Consider the following 16,025-nt stretch of genomic DNA (forward strand, 5'->3'; position numbering starts at 1 on the left):
GCTTGTCGCCCCGCGCGCTTTCGTCGGCCGCAGCCACGCCGTCTTGATGGCGAAGGCACCCTTCACACAAACAGCCGACCGGTGGAACTCCTCGAACCGGCCTGCCCTCTGCGCACCGTTTGACATTAGCTACTCCCGGCCTTCCAGGATGCGCCGCACCGCGACGAGCTTGCGCGCCCGTTCGCCTTGCAGCGCCTTTGTCTGCTCGGGCGTGTAGGCAAACATGCCCTCGCCCGACTTGATGCCGAACTTCAACGCAGCCGTCTTCTCCAGCACCATCGGCGCGACATCGTCGCGGTTGGAGAGATCGGCATTCAGGAAGGATGAGACGGATTTGTAGATATCCAGCCCCGCCATATCGAGCAGCGCCATCGGACCGATGACGGCGATCTTGTAGCCGATGCCCCAGGATACGCAGGTGTCGAGGTCTTCCGGCTCGATGACGCCGCGCTCGACAAGATCAACCGCCTCGCGCAGCAGCGCATAGAGCACGCGGTTCTCGACGAAGCCTGGAACATCCTTCTTCACCACCACCGGCAGCAGGCCGATCGAGCGGATAAGATCGCGGATAACAGCCACGGTTTCAGGTGCGGTCTTCTCGCCGCCGATCACCTCGATCATCGGGATGATGTGCGGCGGGTTCGACCAGTGCATGCCGACCATCCGCTCGGGATGCGAAATATGCGCCTGCAGCTTGGTGATCGGGATGCCCGACGTGTCGGAAGCGACGATGACGGACGGGCCGATCAGCGGATCGATGTCGCGATAGGCCTGCGCCTTGATGTCGATATTCTCGGGCACGTTCTCGATCACCAGTTCGGCGCCATCGACGGCCTCGGCGATCGTCTCGACGAATCGCACGCTGCCGGCGCCTGTCCCGGGCGCCTTGATGTCGAGACGATCGAGCACGCCGCCGGCGAGATCGAGCATGCCGCGGGCACGCTCGACCGACGCCTGTGAAACATCATACGCCGTGACATCGAGGCCGCCGCGCGAAAGCCGCGCGGCGATGCCTGGACCCATCGTTCCCAATCCGATGAGAGCGGCGCGCCTGATCATTATGCGGCCTTTGCGGGAGCAGCAGTGGTTGCCGCCTTGAAGGCCGGCCGGGCGGCGATCGCGGCCACCCAACGCTCCAGATCGGGCATCGACGGCCGGTCGATCTTGAAGTCGACGCAGCGCTTCAGGATCGGCGCGCAGGCGATGTCGGCAAGGGTCAGCTTGTCCAGCGCCAGGAAGTCCTTGCCGGCCAGGTGGCCATCGACGATCTTGAGTTGCGCGACAAGGTCCTTCACCTGTTCCTTGTATTCGGCGGTCTGTTCCTCGGGTGTGAGCTTGGCGCCCTTGAAGGCCGCCAGGTAGCCGGGATTGACCGCCGCCAGCAGGAAATCCATCCAGCGCTCGACCTCGGTCTTTTCCGCCGGCGTGGCGCCATTCAACTGTTCGCCACCGAATGCCGCGAGATAGCGCAGGATGGTGTTGGACTCCCAGATCACGGTGTCGCCGTCGACCAGCGTCGGCACCTTGGAGGTCGGGTTGAGCGCCTTGTATTCCGCCGTCTGGGTGTTCTCGAACTGGCGGCCATAGTCCTCGCGCTTGTAGGATGCCCCAAGCTCTTCGAGCATGAAGAGCACCTTCTGGACGTTGCCTGATGTCTGGCGGCCTAACAGCTTGTACATGTCGTCTCCTCGATTGTGTCCAATGCCTACTTGCTCGCTGGGAGCGGCTTGTAGACGATCGCGTCCATTTCGATCTTGGTGTTGATGACGGCCTTTGCCTCGACGGTCGTGCGCGCCAGCACGGCATCGCCGATCCCTTCGAGGAACGCCTTGTTGTAGCGGCCGAAATCGCGCGTATCCTCGAGATAGGTGGTGATCCGCACGACATCCGACAGCGTCGCGCCCTCATGCGCGATGACGCGCGCGATGGTCTTCAGCGTGGCCAGCGTCTCTTCCTCGATCGTGCCGCTGATCATGTTGTTGTTGTCGTCCTTCGGCACCTGGCCCGAGACGAAGATGAAGTCGCCGGCACGCACCGCCGGATGAAACGGCAGGTTCGGGTTCTTGTTGCCGATGGCGTAATGGCTGGCGGATTTTCGCGTGCTGTCGCTCAATGCCTGCTCCTAGAGAACACTGGTTTCGATGATGTCGACGCCACGGATGCGATCGATCAGGTAGACGATGCCGCGGTCGTCGATGGTCACGTCGTTGGACGAGGAACGCTCCGCCCCCTCGGGCGCGTCGGGCACGAAATGGCCGACCTCCTTTGGCGCGAACGGGTCGGCGATGTCGACGAGGCGCAGCCCCTGCGCGAACCATGCAAACGGAATGATCGTGCCCTTGAACCGTTCGGAAGGCTGATGGCAGCCGGTCATCTGCGGCTGCGGTGAACCATCCGGGTCGAGGCCCGGCACCTGGAAGGTCGAGATCGGCAACGGGTTGGTCTCGTCGGTGATGTCGTAGATCCACGTGAAGGCCGGCGGTGATGGCCGAAGCTTGGCGACGTCCTCGTCCGCCACCACCATGATGTTGCGGCCCTTGAGCGGCTGTGGAATCGGCAGGCAGGTGTGGGTGGGATGCGGAAAGCTCGGGCTCGAATTGACGTGCGAGACCAGCTTCGGCTTGGTGATGTCCGAAATGTCGAGGATGAACAGGCCGTGATGCCAGTAGCTGACATACAGCCGGTCGCCCATGCGCAAAGGATGGTGGCAACGCGGCGTGACATAGTCGTGCCAGGGGTATTCCTCGCCGCCACCCGTCCACTGGCCGGGTATCCACCAGCGTCCGACCTCGACCGGCTTTGTGGGATCGATCAGGTCGAGGATCATCACGATGTTGCCGACATAACCGTCGGCGGTCGGCGAGATGTAGACGTAACGGCCGTCGAAGTCGTAGCGGTGGACGCCCTTGCCGCCGGTTATCCATTTCGAGATGAGCTTGGGCTGTGCCGGCTTGGTTGTGTCGTAGAGTGCCAACCCGCCGCCGAAATCGGCCGGGCCGGCATCGCCAAAGCGCTCGTGGTTGATGATCATCAGCCCGTCCTTGGCGCGCACCTTGTGCGAGTGCCAGCCGGGCGGAACATCGATCGTGGCTATCTTGCGCGGATTGCGCGGGTCGGAAATGTCGACCAGCGTCGTACCGCTCGGCGGCCGCATGTGGCCGATATAGAGGATGTTGCCGTCGACCCAGACCTGGCCGCCGCCTGGGCAGTCGACATGGCCGATCTGCTTGGTGTTGAACGCCGAAACCAAATGCATACGCCCTTGCTGCTGAAACGTCATTTCAATGTCCCCGCCGCCAAGGGCGGCGGGGCAGTAGGATGGGAACTAGACGAGACGGAGCAGATCGCCGGCCTGGTTGCGGCCCCAGCGCTTGTAGAGGAGCAGCGCCTTCTGCGTCGGCGCATCGGTGGCGCCGAAGAAGATCACCGGCTCGCTCGACGAGCCGTTGACATGCTCGACCCAGGAACCGCCGGGTATGGCGATGGTGTCGAACTGGTTCCAGTCATATCGTTTGCCGTCGATGATCGAATGGCCGTTGCCGCGGAACGGCGCCAAGAGCAGGCTGGCGGTCTCGCGCTGCGGCAAGGTCTTCTCGCCGGGGCGCAGCATCTGCACGTAGAAATTGATGGTGTGGAAGACGGGTCCGCCGGTCGTCGGATCGACATAGTCGATGACGATGCCTTCATGAGGGTCGCCATCCCAATCCTTGTGAGCGTCTAGGACCGCTTCCATCTTCTCCCAGCGATAGACATACATCGGAGACGACAGGCCGCCGCCGCGCTTGTGGTCGACGAAACGCGGCATCAGGCCGCCCTCGCCATAGATGCGCTGTGAATAGTCACCGGGATAGCGGGCGGTCTGCACCTTCTTCTCGACTTCCTTGCCGTCGACCATCTCGGTGTATTTGTGGTCGAAATGGACGGCGTGCAGCGTTTCGACCAGCGGCAGGTCGAGCACCGACAGGTTGACCGCCTGCTCGCCGCCGACGGTGCCATGATTGTGCCAGGCGTCGTTGGGCGTCAGCACCATGTCGCCGGGGCCGAAGACCACGTCTTCGCCCTCGACGCCGGTGAAGTTGCCCTTGCCGGTCAGGCCGAAGCGGATGGCGCTCGGCGAGTGCTTGTGCGGCGGCATGATCTCGTCGGGATCATTCAGGCGGTAGGCGGTGTACATGGTGCTGACCGATGCACGCTTGGGCGCAAGGCCAGGATTGACCAGGATCAGCGAGCGGCGCTCGCTGTCGTCCATGGTCACCAGTTCGGCGGCGCGTTGCAGCAGCGGCTCGATGTCCGAATAGGACCACACGAAGGGAACGGCCTTCGACGTCGCCATCAGCTGCTTGATCTCGTCATGATCGACGCCTTCCGACGTCGCCCAGAACGGAAACATGTTCTTTGCGTAGAGGGCGTCATAGAGGCCCTTGAGTGCTGCCTTCTTGTTGGTGAGCACATCGTTAGCTGGTTGCGCCAGGGACATATCGGACACCTCTCGTCACGAAGAAAATACTTCTAACCAACTCAACCGTATTCGCATTGGTTTTGCGCGACAATACCCAAATTGCGAATTTTATAAGTTTTTGGTTGAGGTGCATTTTTGAGAGGCAAATGCCCAGAAACAGGCAGAAATAGCCCAAGAATGCTCGAAATATGCCTTGAAATCAGGGCATGAAGCCGCCTCGTCACGGCCAGGCGGAGGCACATGACGGTCCAACCAACGCAGTTTTCAATCTCAACCAAAAGACTTTGGTTGTATTCCGGCCGCCTCTGTCAGGCCGCCACGCTCTGTTGGGCGCGGCTGCGGATCAGATCCGCGGCCTTTTCGGCGATCATGACGACCGCCGCATTGATGTTGCCGCAGACGAGGTCGGGCATGACCGAGGCGTCCACGACACGAAGTCCGGCGATGCCGCGCACCCGCAATTCCGGATCGACCACCGATGCCGCATCGACGCCCATGCGGCACGTGCCGGCCGGATGATGCACGGTGATCGAGGTCTTGCGGATATGCTCGTCGATCTCTTCGTCGCTCTCGCATTTCGGGCCGGGGAAGAACTCCGCACCAACGAACGGAGCCATGGACGGCTGGCTGGCAAGGTTGCGCGCAACACGAAAGCCGGCGCGAAGCGACTGCCAGTCGCGCTGCGAGGACAGGAAATTCTGATGGATCAGGGGCGCGGCGACCGGATCGCTGGACGCCAGCCTGACGCTGCCGCGGCTCTCCGGCTGCACGGCAACGATACGGGTCGCAAAGCCGTCGGCGAACGGCGCCTTGAACGGCGACATGTAAGGCCATGCTCCAAGCGGTGCGGCGGTGAAAAGCAGCTGTACGTCCGGCAACGGCCGGCTTGCGTCGCTCTTCAGGAATGCCACGACGCCGCCAGGCACATCTCCCGAAAAGCCCTTTCCGGTGAGATAGGTCTTGACGAAATCCAGCCCGATACGATCGGCCCGCATCATCTTGAGAAACGGTCCCGGTTGTTTGCGACGATACATCAGGATGACCGAAACATGGTCCTGCAAATTCTTGCCGACCTGCGCACGATCGACTTTCGTCTCGATGCCATGCGCCGCGAGCTCGCCGCTGTCGCCTATGCCTGACAGCATCATCAGCTGCGGCGTGTTGATGACGCCGCCGGCAAGCAGGACCTCGCGCCGCGCCACAACTTCATGGCTCGCCCCGCCTCTGGTGTAGGCAACGCCGGTTGCGCGCCCATTCTTCAGCAGGATCTTCGTCGCCATCGCGCCGGTCAGCACCTTGACGTTGCCGCGACGCATAGCCGGCCGCAGATAGGCGGTCGCGGTCGAGCAGCGGCGGCCGTTCGCAATTGTCATCTGCAGGCGGCCGAAGCCTTCCTGTATGGCGCCGTTGTAGTCGTCGGTCTGCGGATATCCGGCATCACGGCTGGCCGTCGCGAACGCATCGATCAGTTCGTCCTTGTAGCGGCAGAACTGGGTGTTCAGCGGCCCGCTGCCGCCGCGATACCGGCTTTCGCCTCCTTCCCAGCGCTCCTGCTTCTTGAAGTAGGGCAGCACCTTGTCGAACGACCAGTCCGTCAGGCCGCTTGCCGCCCAGCGATCATAGTCGCCGCGATTGCCGCGCACATAAGCCATGGCGTTGGTGGAGGAAGAGCCGCCGATGACCTTGCCGCGCGCGCATTCGACCTTGCGCCCGCCGACATTGGCCTCGGGCTCGCAGAAATACATCCAGTCGTGGCGGCGTTCGGTCAGGATCTTGCCCCAGCCGAGCGGGATGTGGATCATCGGATCGCGGTCCCAATCCCCCGCCTCCAGCAGAAGCACCGACACGGCAGGGTCTTCGCTCAGCCGGTTCGCCAGCACGCAGCCGGCCGATCCCGCACCGACAATGACGTAGTCAAAGGTTTCGTCAGCCGGCATGCGTGATCCTCGGGAGAAAGACGGTCCGCCGCGATGGCAACCGTCGACATGGGCAGTCAACCATTGCGCAACTGGTGTTGTCAACCATTGCGTACAGTTGTAGATTGGTTGAATTGGTTGAGTGCCGTCGAACAGGTTTTCGTGTCACAATATGATGTCGGGACGTTGAGTCGGCGGTCTGCCGATCGGACAGGAGATTTGGTTTTGAGCGCATTCGAGCCGCAGGTCGGACCATCGGATCTCGACGACATCATCGCCGCGGTCCGCCAGTTGCAGCAGGGCGGCGGCAAGCTTCCGTCCGAGCGCGATCTTGCGGAACATCTGAGCGTCAAGCGCCATCAGCTTCGCAAGGCGCTTGAAGTGCTGCGCCTTTCGGGCGACCTCAAGCCGGCGCGCGCCAGGCGGGCGCCGACTGCCCTTCCGAGATATGGCGAGGAACTGGTCAGGGTAACCAATCCGATCGAGGTCCTGGAATTGCGCCTGATCATGGAGCCGGGCCTTGCCCGACTGGCGTCGCTGCGCGCCTCCTCTTTCGAGACGGCGCGGATCCTCGACGCGGCAACCACGCCTGAGAACGCCCCGTCGGGTGAGGTCGACTTCGCTTTCCATCTCGCGATCGTCGCCGCGGCCCGCAACCACCTTGCCGCGGAATTCTACAAGATGCTGCGCCAGGTCGGTGTCGATGCGCGGGTGAAGGTTGCGCGCACCGCGGCACCCACCTGCCCCAAGCGGATCGCCCACCGCGACGGCGAGCATCGCCTGATCGCCGAAGCGATCTCGCAGCGCGATCCCGAAGCGGCAGAGACCGCAATGCGCGCGCACCTTTTGTCCGTGCAGAGACAGATCATGGAACGGTCGAACGCCGGCGCCTTTGCCGCGTGATCGTATCACCTCTGACATCGAGCCTGTGCGGGGAATTTCAAATTGAAACGTCATTTCGACGTGCTGGTGATCGGCGCGGGATCCGCAGGCTCGGTTGTTGCCAGCCGGCTCAGTGAAGACCGGTCGTGCCAGGTCGGCCTCATCGAGGCCGGGGCGATGCCGGCCGATCCCGACATCGCCGATCCGCTGAAATGGACGATGCTCCAGGGCCGCGCCTATGACTGGAGCTACCGGACCGTGCCCCAGCCCTTCACTGCCGACCGCGTCCATGAATGGCCGCGCGGCAGGATAGTCGGCGGCTCGAGCTGCCTGCATGCAATGGCCTATGTGCGCGGCCATCCCGATGATTTCGAACCTTGGGCACAAGCCGGTGGCGAGCGCTGGTCCTATCGGGGGTTGTTGCCGGGCTTCATCCGCAGCGAAGCCTTCACCGCCTTCGATGCGCCGACACGCGGCAAGAGCGGCCCGCTGGACGTCTATCTGCCGGACGCCGAGGTCAGTCCGGTCGTGCGTGCCTACATCGCCGCCGGGCGATCCCTGGGCGCTCCCGCCCTGAGCGACCACAACGGCGGCGAACTGGTCGGCACCAGTCCCAATTCACTCAATATACGTGACGGCAAGCGCCTGAGCGTCGCCGACGCCTATCTGCCGCCGCGGGTCATGGCGCGGCCGAACCTGACCTTGCTCGCCGGCCACGAGGTCGAGCATCTAGTGCTGGACGGCCACAAGATCACGGGCGTGAGCGTGGTGTGCGGGGGTGAGACCGGAACACTCTCCGCCGACCGGATCGTTCTTTGCGCCGGCGCCGTATCCACGCCGCTCATCCTCATGCGGTCGGGCATTGGCTGTCCCGATACGCTGAAGCAGGCTGATATACGCTGCCTAGCCGATCGGGGCGATGTGGGCCGCAACCTGCAGGATCATCTGCTGGCTCTCGGAAATGTCTACAGCACGAAAAAGCCGGTGCCGCCCTCCCGCCTGCAGCACTCCGAATCGCTGATGTATCTGCACAGCGACGATCCGACCCGCTCTACGGGAAGTCCCGATATCGTGCTCGCCTGCGTCGTCGCCCCGTCCGCGGCCGAGGGCCTGAAGACCCCGCCCTATGGCTCCGCCTTTACCATCCTGTGCGGCGTCACCCATCCGACAAGCCGAGGGCGCATCACACCAAGCGGGCCGGGCCGCAACGATGCGCCGGTCATCGACCCACATTATCTCGAAACCGAACACGACCGCGCGACATTCAGGATGGCGTTGAAGCGGGCGCGCATGGTCGGCCATCATGCGGCTCTGGACGAATGGCGCGATATGGAGATCCTGCCAGGCGCCCCGGTTCAGTCCGATGCCGAACTCGATGCTTTCATTGCCAGGGCTGCTTCCACCCATCACCATCCGGCCGGCACGTGCCGGATGGGTCGTGACACTGAGGCCGTCGTCGATCCTGACTTGCGGCTGAACGGCTTCGACAATGCCTTTGTCGTCGACGCCTCGGTGATGCCGGCGATCCCGAGCGGACCGATCAATGCCGCGATCGTCGCCGTAGCCGAAACCTGGGCGGCGTCTTCACGGGCTACCCCGTCGTCAGCGTAACCGCGGCCGCGTCCGACAATTCCCCTGGGTTCCGAATGGCTCTGGTTCCCGGAGAATGTCAGCTATGGAGATGCGTCAGTTCAAACGCGGCTCCGTCCTGGACGCCGGCCATGCGCTGCTCGGCGGACCGGAACATGTCCGCGAACTCCACCTGGTTTTCGAACACCACGCCGCCGACCTTGACGGTCAGGGCATCCTCGGTCCCCTTTGGCGCGAAATAGACTTGCGCGATCCGCGCCTCGATACGCTGGCCGATTTCCCTGGCTTCTGCTTCGGTCGCACCGGCGAGGAAAACCCCGAACATCGACGTTCCCATGCGTCCAACCAGATCCTCCGCGCGCACCGACGATTGTATGGTCGAGGCTATGAGCCGCAAGGCTTGATCGCCCCATTCAAGACCAAAGCGCAGGTTGATGGACCGCAGATGCTCCGAATGGATGACCAGGAAGGCGCCCGATTTAGGCCCCGGCACCGACGGCCTTGCCGTTCTTTTTTCGACCATCGACGTGAAGACCGCTCCGTTCAGGCAGCCGGTCGTGGTGTCGAAGGTTGCCGACTTGTCGAGTTCCCGGCGATAGCGACGAAGCTCGATCTGTTTCAATCCAACGAACAGAAAAAGCGGAACACCAAGGACAACAGGCAACAGGATTGCCGTGATCATGCTGCGCCCAAATGGCGTCAGCGCCTCGGAGAACAGGAGCAGATAATTGAGGCCGACGGAAACGCCCAGGATTGCAGTGGTTCCCAGAAACGTCAGCAAAGCGACGCCTTTCCATGCCTGGTCGGTGGTGCTCGCCATAGTCTTTGTCACTGGCCGATCTCCTGTGGATGGGCTGGTATAGGGCCGGTGTGTTGCAATTTCAGTTTCAAGGAACCTTGCAATTTAATCGATTGCGCGATGACCCCATCAAGGCTGCGGACGAAATCGGCTTGCTCCCAATGCATGACCTCGGCTTTGGGAAAAGGACATGCATAAAAGACAGACGCAAAGCTGCGCCCGTGGCGGTGAACAGACAAGCATCAGGGTTGAATGGCAGGCTATTGTGCCGGGCCGAATATGCCCATCTCAGCCTTTCTGGCTGTCGCCTCCGCCTTGCCGTAGATGCCGCTCGGCAGCGCCGTGGCCCAGCCGTTGGAGACAAGCCAGGCGCCAACATCCTGCTTGCCTAGCCTGCATGGCGCGGCGACGGCTAAACGCTCGACGTCCGGAGGTACGAAACAGTGCAGCCCGCGTCCCCTCAGCCAGGAATTGAAAACGGCGCGTGCGCGCAGGCCGCAAGGCCAGGTGACGTCATGAAACGAGCAGGAGCTGTCGAGATCGATGCCTCGCACTCCGCTGATGACCACCTTGCGGCCCATGGATTCGAACATCGCCGACGATGTGGCAACCGGGCGGTAGAGCAAGACCTCCCGCCAATCCCCAGGCATTGGCGTTTTCGGGGGCACGGCGAGACCGAGCTCGCTGAGTGGCGGACGGGGCTCGGTCCGTTCGATCTCAGCGGGATCAAGCCGTGGCGGAGCGATCAGGTCTTGAGCAACCTTGCGCGCCGGCTCCAGGCGTTGTGCGCCGGCTACCGGGGCAACCGGCCGGATAGGCTGCGTATCGTCAACATCCCGCGACGGGGCACGGACAGGCCGATCGACCGAAAGCAACGCGCCACCTTGAATGATCAGCAGTATCCCGGCCAGAAGCAGCAGGCTTCCGAGCGCGATCGCCAAGCGGCTGCGGCCCGGCCTGCCCATCAGCTTGAACAGGATCTCAGGGATTTGCGCCGGTCAGAAACCCGACGTCGATTTGGCAACCAGCTTGAGCGCACCTTTTTCAATCCGATAGAACGGCATCGAGCGTTCGCTAGATCCGTCGGCCCGAAACCGGAACAGGCCGGTCGACCCGCGAAAGCCGTTTGGATTCTCGAGAACCTTTTTGCTGAAGCCATCAGGCCCGATCGCGCTGGCAATCCCTGCCGTCAGGGCAACCATGTCATAGGCATAGGCCACATTGACGTCAGCCGGATAGTTGTATGCCGTCCTGAAGCGGTCGGCGATCGGCCCGGTTTCACTTGGATCGAGCGTGGCGATAAACGCCCCCTCTAAGAGCGGATCCATGGGGTGCTCCAGCCAACGGTTCGTTCCGACGACGGAGATAGTCTTTCCCGGAATGCCCTTCGATTTGAGGGCGGCAAGGACAGGCGACGGACTGCCATTGCCGCTGGCGACAATGACGGCGTCGGGGGCGTCCACGAGTGAGCCCATTTCGTCGACCGCCTTCGCGGCGCCGTCGCCGGCGGAATATCGGAGAGTGACCGCGAGCGCCGCGCCGTAGATGCTGAGGCTGTTTGCGACCCGCTTCTCCATGGCGCCGGCGTTTGGGCCATCCGCGACAAGCAGTACGAACTTCTTGCTGCCTTTCGCGGCTAGTCCCGCGGCGCCCGCGGCGGCGCTGTCCGCTTCGCCAAGGAGCACGGCATAAACCCCGGCGCCACCGGCGAAATTATCGGCGAGCGCCAGGACCGGTGGCCGCTTCGATCCAGACAGCGTGGCAATATGCTGGGCTGCCGTCAGTTCGGTCGGGCCGATCACGACCTTCGAGCCCGTCGTTATGGCCGTTATCGCCATTTTGCTGGCCAGTGCGCTGTCGCCTTTGGTGTCTTCTACCGTCAGCGTAAGCAGTCCATTGCCAATATCCGTCATCGCCAGCTTGGCCGCATCCAGCATCTTCCTGCCGTTTTCGCCCGCTGTTCCGGAGCCGGACAACGGCAGCAGCATCGTGACTTTGGTCGAACCGGTGCCCAGCGACTGGGTCGCCTGGACGGGGCCGGCACCGGCGGCGCCATTCTGCCCGGCAGGCGCGGCAATCGCCGCCGGATCGAGCACTTCGGACACGCCGCCTTTCGACTGGCAGCCCGATAAGATCGCGGCGAGCGCCAAGGCGATTGCCCATGTCCGCGGACAGTGGACCTGTCGGCCAGCTTCCATGAATGCTCCACCCCTATGTGCCGCCGGATATTGTTCCCGGTCTGGTCTCCAACGCATGTTACGGCGGACTTGCAGTGCCGTCTGTAGTTCTTTTAGCCGCCGAAAAGCCTGCCTCTGAGCGCCCTGATCTGCCTTGCTTGCCCGGCACTTCGATAGTCGGCGCATTTCATGTATCGCGGCCCGGGCCCGAACAGGCGGCGCACGCAAACGCCTTTTTCCTGGGCTGGGGCTCCCTCCTCCCCTCCTGGCGAAAATGCGGCAAAGCCAAATGTCGCCACCGGCAACGGTCCGGTCACTTCGATCCCTTCCCTTGCCAGGATTGCCCGTGCACGCTGGCAGTAGCGGACCGAAAGGGCCGAGAACCGGCTTTCATTGTGCCCGGCGCGATACTTCATGACGGTGGTGCACAGATCGCCCCCGGCCAGCCTGTTGGCCTGTGCAAGATATTTGACCCCCAGCGCGATGTTGGCCGCCGGCGCGCTCAGATCGTCGAGGGAGCCTCGAAAGCCGAGCATCCTGGCCGTCGCCGGCATCACCTGCATCAGGCCGACTTCGCCGTCGGCGCCCTGCACGCCGGGATCGAAGCCGCTTTCGATCTCCATCACCGCATGCGCCAGCAGCGGCTCCAGGCCATAGATCGATGCCTGGCAGCTGGCAAATGCCTTGAATGTCTGCCGGGTCCACTCCGTAGCCGGATCACAGCGCACTGCCTGCTTCAGGCCGGCCGAAAGCCGTTGTTTCACGGACGGTCGTTCCAGCCAGTTGGCACTGGCCGGCGTGACCGTTTGGACAAAGCCAAGCAACACGATCGCGCCCGCGACCGCCTTCAGGAAGGATCCGTCGGCTGTCATGATGGCCAACAGGCGTGGTTCGCCTAGCCGGTCAGTGCATGTACTCGACCATGCGATCGTGAAAACACTCGCATTTGTTGAGGGTGTCTTCGTCCTTGTAGTTCGTCTTGAGGTAGCCGTAAGCCATGCCGCAGGCGACCTTGGCTTCCGATGCCCAGACGAAGACGGGCCGGGAGGAGTTGATCCACTCCGAACTGTTGGCGGCTGCGACCGACTCGTCCATCAGCTTCACCACCTGCTCCCTGAGGTCGACGATGTTGTCGTTCAGCACCAGGTTGGACGTGCCGACGACACGGCAATAATCGCCGGTCGGGCCATCGATGATGTCGGCGGCATACCCCGTCGACCCGACTGCCAGCAACAGCGTCGCAGCGGAAACCAGCAGTCTTGCAGAACGTTTCATGTTGAGCTCCCCTCGATATTAGCGATGTATAACATAGTCGCGTGGCCGTGCGCCATGGCGTTAGATCGTTGCCGTGTGTTGTACATGCGCCGTGTCGTCGTAGAGTATCGTGATCGTGCCTGCGGCAGGTGCGTTCTGCAACTCGGCGACGTCCACGAAATTGGCCGCATTGCCCGAACCAGTCGTATCGACGCTCAGTGTCTTCGTGTCGGCGTCGTAGTGCACATAGTCATTGATGTTGCCCCCCGACGCCGTGTCGAACAGCGCGCTCAGGTCGATCTTGTCGCCCTCACCGCCAGGGCCTGTGCCGTGGTAGTCGGTGATGAGATCCTTGATGTCGAGGTTGTCAAGCTTGAAGGTGTCGGCGCCCGTGCTGCCGGCGGTCTGCTCTGCCGGCGCAACAAGTGAGGTGTCGAGTTCGACCTCGACATAGTTGCCGGTCGTGCCGTCGGCCATCTGGAAGGTTCCGTTGCCTGTCACGGTCTGTCCGTCGATTTCGCCGACAGTCGGAGTAGCCGCTGTGCTGATGGAGACGATACCGTTGTCAGCGAGGTGTGACAATTCTCCGGCGTCACTGGTGCCGTTGGCATTGGCGTCTTTCCAGATCAGCAGGCTGTCGAAGGCGGTATCGTTGTGGTCGATGACACCGTCATGGTTGCTGTCGAGCGAAGCCAATGCCGCCGCGCCGCTGGCGAAGTTGCCACCGCCGAAGTTCGGCGTGAACAGTTCGGTGCCATCGTCGATCTTGCCGTCATGGTTGAGATCGACCGCCAGCATCCCATCATGGGATGTGTTCCAGGCAAGCTGTTCCTTGGCACCATCGCCATTCATGTCGAACTGAACACCATGACTGACGTCTGAGAAGGCAAACCCATTGTGGTTCAGGTCGAGGATAATGGGATCGATCGACCCTGTGAGCAGGGTGTTCAGGTTCGCGATCGTGACCCCTTGGAGATCGACGAGAGTTCCCACGCCGGCACCTGCACCAGTCTGGGTGTAGACAAATGTATGGCTCACCGCCGCTATCGTTGCGGTGAAGGCGAGCGTCGCCCCGGCGTTTCCGATATCCGTTATCGTCAGATACTGGACAGCCGCCGCCAAGCTTGCGGTCGAGTTGACCGTCAACGGTGTTGTAAAGCTGTCCGTCCCGAAGAACGTGGCGATGCCATTCGTGACCGAATGGGACTGAACCGTGTCTCCGCCGATCGTCAAGGTGGTGTTCCCCCCATCGACGTTGCCGCCCGTCGCAGCCACGAGGGTGCCTGGCAGGCTTAGCTTATCGGTCCCGGCGACGAAGTCCGTGATGATGTCATAGCCGGAGATCGTGCCGAGGTCGCCTGATCCGCTGATGACGGGCGTCGAGTCGCCAGCCCCAATCACGAAGGTGTCTGCGCCAGCGCCGCCGGTCATCGTGTCGGCGCCGGCACCGCCGGTCAGTGTATCGTTTCCGCCAAACCCCTGCAGGATATCGTCGCCTCCGTTGCCGTTCAGCGTGTCGCCATTGGCCGTACCCTGCATGGTCTCGGCATCCGCCGTGCCAGCATAGGTAACACCGTTGACAACGTGAACGTCCAGCTGCTGTGCCGGTGACGTATCGCCGTCCGCGTCTTTCACGGTGACATTGAAAGTTAGATCGGCATTTTGCGCCGTCGTCGTGGTGCTGACCAGGCCGATGTCCGAGACCTTGAAGCCCAGATCGTTGACATCCGAACTCAAATTTTGCGTCGTCGTGCTCGCTCCGCCGGCACCGATCGCACCGTTTAGATTGATAGCTGTGCCGGTGATGCCTTCATCGGTCGGAGTGATCTGTGCGCCCACCAGCACGTAGTGCTGACCAGCAGCATTGTAGTCATTCGATTCGATGATCAACAGGCCGTCATTGTTGTCGAGCGTTACGCTGGAGTAGATGCCCGGACCAGTGCCCGGGCCCTTGAAGATGTCGCCGTTCTCGACAAACATTGCCTTGGTCGTATAGGTGCCGGCAACCGTATCGTAGAGTTTCAGGATGACGATGAAGTCTTCGGAGTTCCCGATGCCATCGAACTTCAGGAACATCGAACTTACCTGAGCGTCAGGGGCCAAATTCGTGAATCCAGTCGGGTTTGTGGTGAAGAAGTCCATGTCCATGACTTCTCCCTTGCCCATTGTATCGCCCGCAACGCCGTTTGCTGTGCCGGAGATGGACACGTATGCCGAACTCTGGGTGAGCAATTCTCCGTTCACGTAGGTAAGCGAATTGCCATCAATCGAACCCGATTGCAGGTTGTCAGCCCCGGTGCCAGCTCCCGGTTCCGCGTAGCCGGTAAACTGGATGAACAGATTTGGATTGACCTGGGCTACCGCCACATCCGGCTGGCTGTTGTCAACCGTCGAGGATCCCGGTTGATAGCCAACGATAGAGGACGAATTGCTCACTGTACTGATCGTTACTGCTGAGATCGGGTCGGTCAGGTCCACGGTGTAGGTTCCCGCAACCTTGTCGAACGTGAGGGTGCCCGTTTCCTGGGTAGACACCCCACCCGTGAGATAGTTGAAGCTGACATTGAAGACGGCCGTTGTTGACGTCTCAGAGGCCCAGATCACGGTCGGCGCCGTGATTGCGCTCCCAGCCACACTGCCAGCCAAAGTGATGGCGGAAAAGTCCGAATTGAGGCTGCTGTACGCCGTATGTCCGTCAGCACCGATGGAGTAGTCGAAGACGCCGGTGCCGCTGACAGTCCCGCTGTTGGCGAAATAAAGATCCGTCTTGTCGAGAACCGTCGGACCGTCGTCGAGGAAGGTCAGGTTCTTGCCGATGTCGACCGAGGCCGACTGGCTGTCGCCGTCCTTGTCGGTGATCGTGGCCGTCACCTTGATCAGATCGTCGGCGCTCAGGCTGGTCGGCTCGTTCGGATCCGTCGTCGGATGGACGACCGCCCGGATCTGGT

Annotated in this window: 14 protein-coding genes; 2 read left to right on the forward strand and 12 right to left on the reverse strand. The window is 62.2% G+C overall.

The window, feature by feature from the left end:
• Positions 1–129: 129 nt before the first annotated feature.
• The 6 genes from fhmpcd1 to NKJ00_RS14265 all read right to left on the reverse strand — a co-directional run bounded on the left by fhmpcd1 (position 130) and on the right by NKJ00_RS14265 (position 6,396).
• Positions 130–1,059 (reverse strand): 5-formyl-3-hydroxy-2-methylpyridine 4-carboxylate 5-dehydrogenase, encoded by a 930-nt coding sequence (gene fhmpcd1, locus NKJ00_RS14240; RefSeq protein ID WP_352610530.1) that lies wholly within the window; start codon positions 1,057–1,059, stop codon positions 130–132.
• The gene (locus NKJ00_RS14245) at positions 1,059–1,679 is read right to left on the reverse strand and encodes a glutathione S-transferase family protein (protein ID WP_023809935.1); all 621 of its coding nucleotides are present in this window, start codon (positions 1,677–1,679) and stop codon (positions 1,059–1,061) included. Before NKJ00_RS14245 ends, fhmpcd1 begins: the two co-directional genes overlap by 1 nt.
• 26 nt (positions 1,680–1,705) lie before the next feature.
• Positions 1,706–2,113 (reverse strand): RidA family protein, encoded by a 408-nt coding sequence (locus NKJ00_RS14250; protein WP_023809936.1) that lies wholly within the window; start codon positions 2,111–2,113, stop codon positions 1,706–1,708.
• 9 nt (positions 2,114–2,122) lie between these two features.
• The gene (locus NKJ00_RS14255) at positions 2,123–3,280 is read right to left on the reverse strand and encodes an LVIVD repeat-containing protein (RefSeq protein ID WP_050592656.1); all 1,158 of its coding nucleotides are present in this window, start codon (positions 3,278–3,280) and stop codon (positions 2,123–2,125) included.
• Between the two features lie 45 nt (positions 3,281–3,325).
• A complete protein-coding gene (locus tag NKJ00_RS14260) occupies positions 3,326–4,477 on the reverse strand; it encodes a cupin domain-containing protein (RefSeq protein WP_027039500.1) in 1,152 nt (383 codons plus the stop codon).
• A 290-nt stretch (positions 4,478–4,767) separates the two neighbouring features.
• A complete protein-coding gene (locus NKJ00_RS14265) occupies positions 4,768–6,396 on the reverse strand; it encodes a GMC family oxidoreductase (protein WP_352610531.1) in 1,629 nt (542 codons plus the stop codon).
• A gap of 204 nt (positions 6,397–6,600) precedes the next feature.
• Between NKJ00_RS14265 and NKJ00_RS14270 the strand changes: the two genes are divergently transcribed.
• Positions 6,601–7,278 (forward strand): FadR/GntR family transcriptional regulator, encoded by a 678-nt coding sequence (locus NKJ00_RS14270; protein ID WP_023809939.1) that lies wholly within the window; start codon positions 6,601–6,603, stop codon positions 7,276–7,278.
• 42 nt (positions 7,279–7,320) lie between these two features.
• Positions 7,321–8,868 carry a GMC family oxidoreductase gene (locus NKJ00_RS14275; RefSeq protein WP_352610532.1) on the forward strand — a complete coding sequence of 516 codons (1,548 nt, stop codon included), beginning with the start codon at positions 7,321–7,323 and terminating at the stop codon, positions 8,866–8,868.
• 58 nt (positions 8,869–8,926) lie between these two features.
• On the opposite strand, the gene NKJ00_RS14280 is transcribed toward NKJ00_RS14275, so the two are convergent.
• From NKJ00_RS14280 to NKJ00_RS14305, 6 genes are all read right to left on the reverse strand, one after another.
• A complete protein-coding gene (locus tag NKJ00_RS14280; protein WP_128305808.1) occupies positions 8,927–9,679 on the reverse strand; it encodes a GGDEF domain-containing protein in 753 nt (250 codons plus the stop codon).
• Positions 9,680–9,906: 227 nt separating this feature from the next.
• Positions 9,907–10,587 carry a thermonuclease family protein gene (locus tag NKJ00_RS14285; protein ID WP_352630130.1) on the reverse strand — a complete coding sequence of 227 codons (681 nt, stop codon included), beginning with the start codon at positions 10,585–10,587 and terminating at the stop codon, positions 9,907–9,909.
• A gap of 57 nt (positions 10,588–10,644) precedes the next feature.
• On the reverse strand, positions 10,645–11,844 hold the full coding sequence (locus NKJ00_RS14290) for a type 1 periplasmic-binding domain-containing protein (protein WP_502895863.1): 1,200 nt from the start codon (positions 11,842–11,844) through the stop codon (positions 10,645–10,647).
• A gap of 92 nt (positions 11,845–11,936) precedes the next feature.
• The gene (locus NKJ00_RS14295; RefSeq protein ID WP_352630145.1) at positions 11,937–12,695 is read right to left on the reverse strand and encodes a lytic transglycosylase domain-containing protein; all 759 of its coding nucleotides are present in this window, start codon (positions 12,693–12,695) and stop codon (positions 11,937–11,939) included.
• 31 nt (positions 12,696–12,726) lie between these two features.
• Positions 12,727–13,098 (reverse strand): hypothetical protein, encoded by a 372-nt coding sequence (locus NKJ00_RS14300; RefSeq protein ID WP_352610536.1) that lies wholly within the window; start codon positions 13,096–13,098, stop codon positions 12,727–12,729.
• A gap of 60 nt (positions 13,099–13,158) precedes the next feature.
• Positions 13,159–16,025 (reverse strand): beta strand repeat-containing protein (locus NKJ00_RS14305; RefSeq protein ID WP_352630134.1); only part of this gene is annotated, 2,867 nt, incomplete at its 5' end.

Origin of the sequence: Mesorhizobium sp. M0227 (genome assembly GCF_040321855.1) — a bacterium.
In the GTDB taxonomy this organism is placed as follows: domain Bacteria; phylum Pseudomonadota; class Alphaproteobacteria; order Rhizobiales; family Rhizobiaceae; genus Mesorhizobium.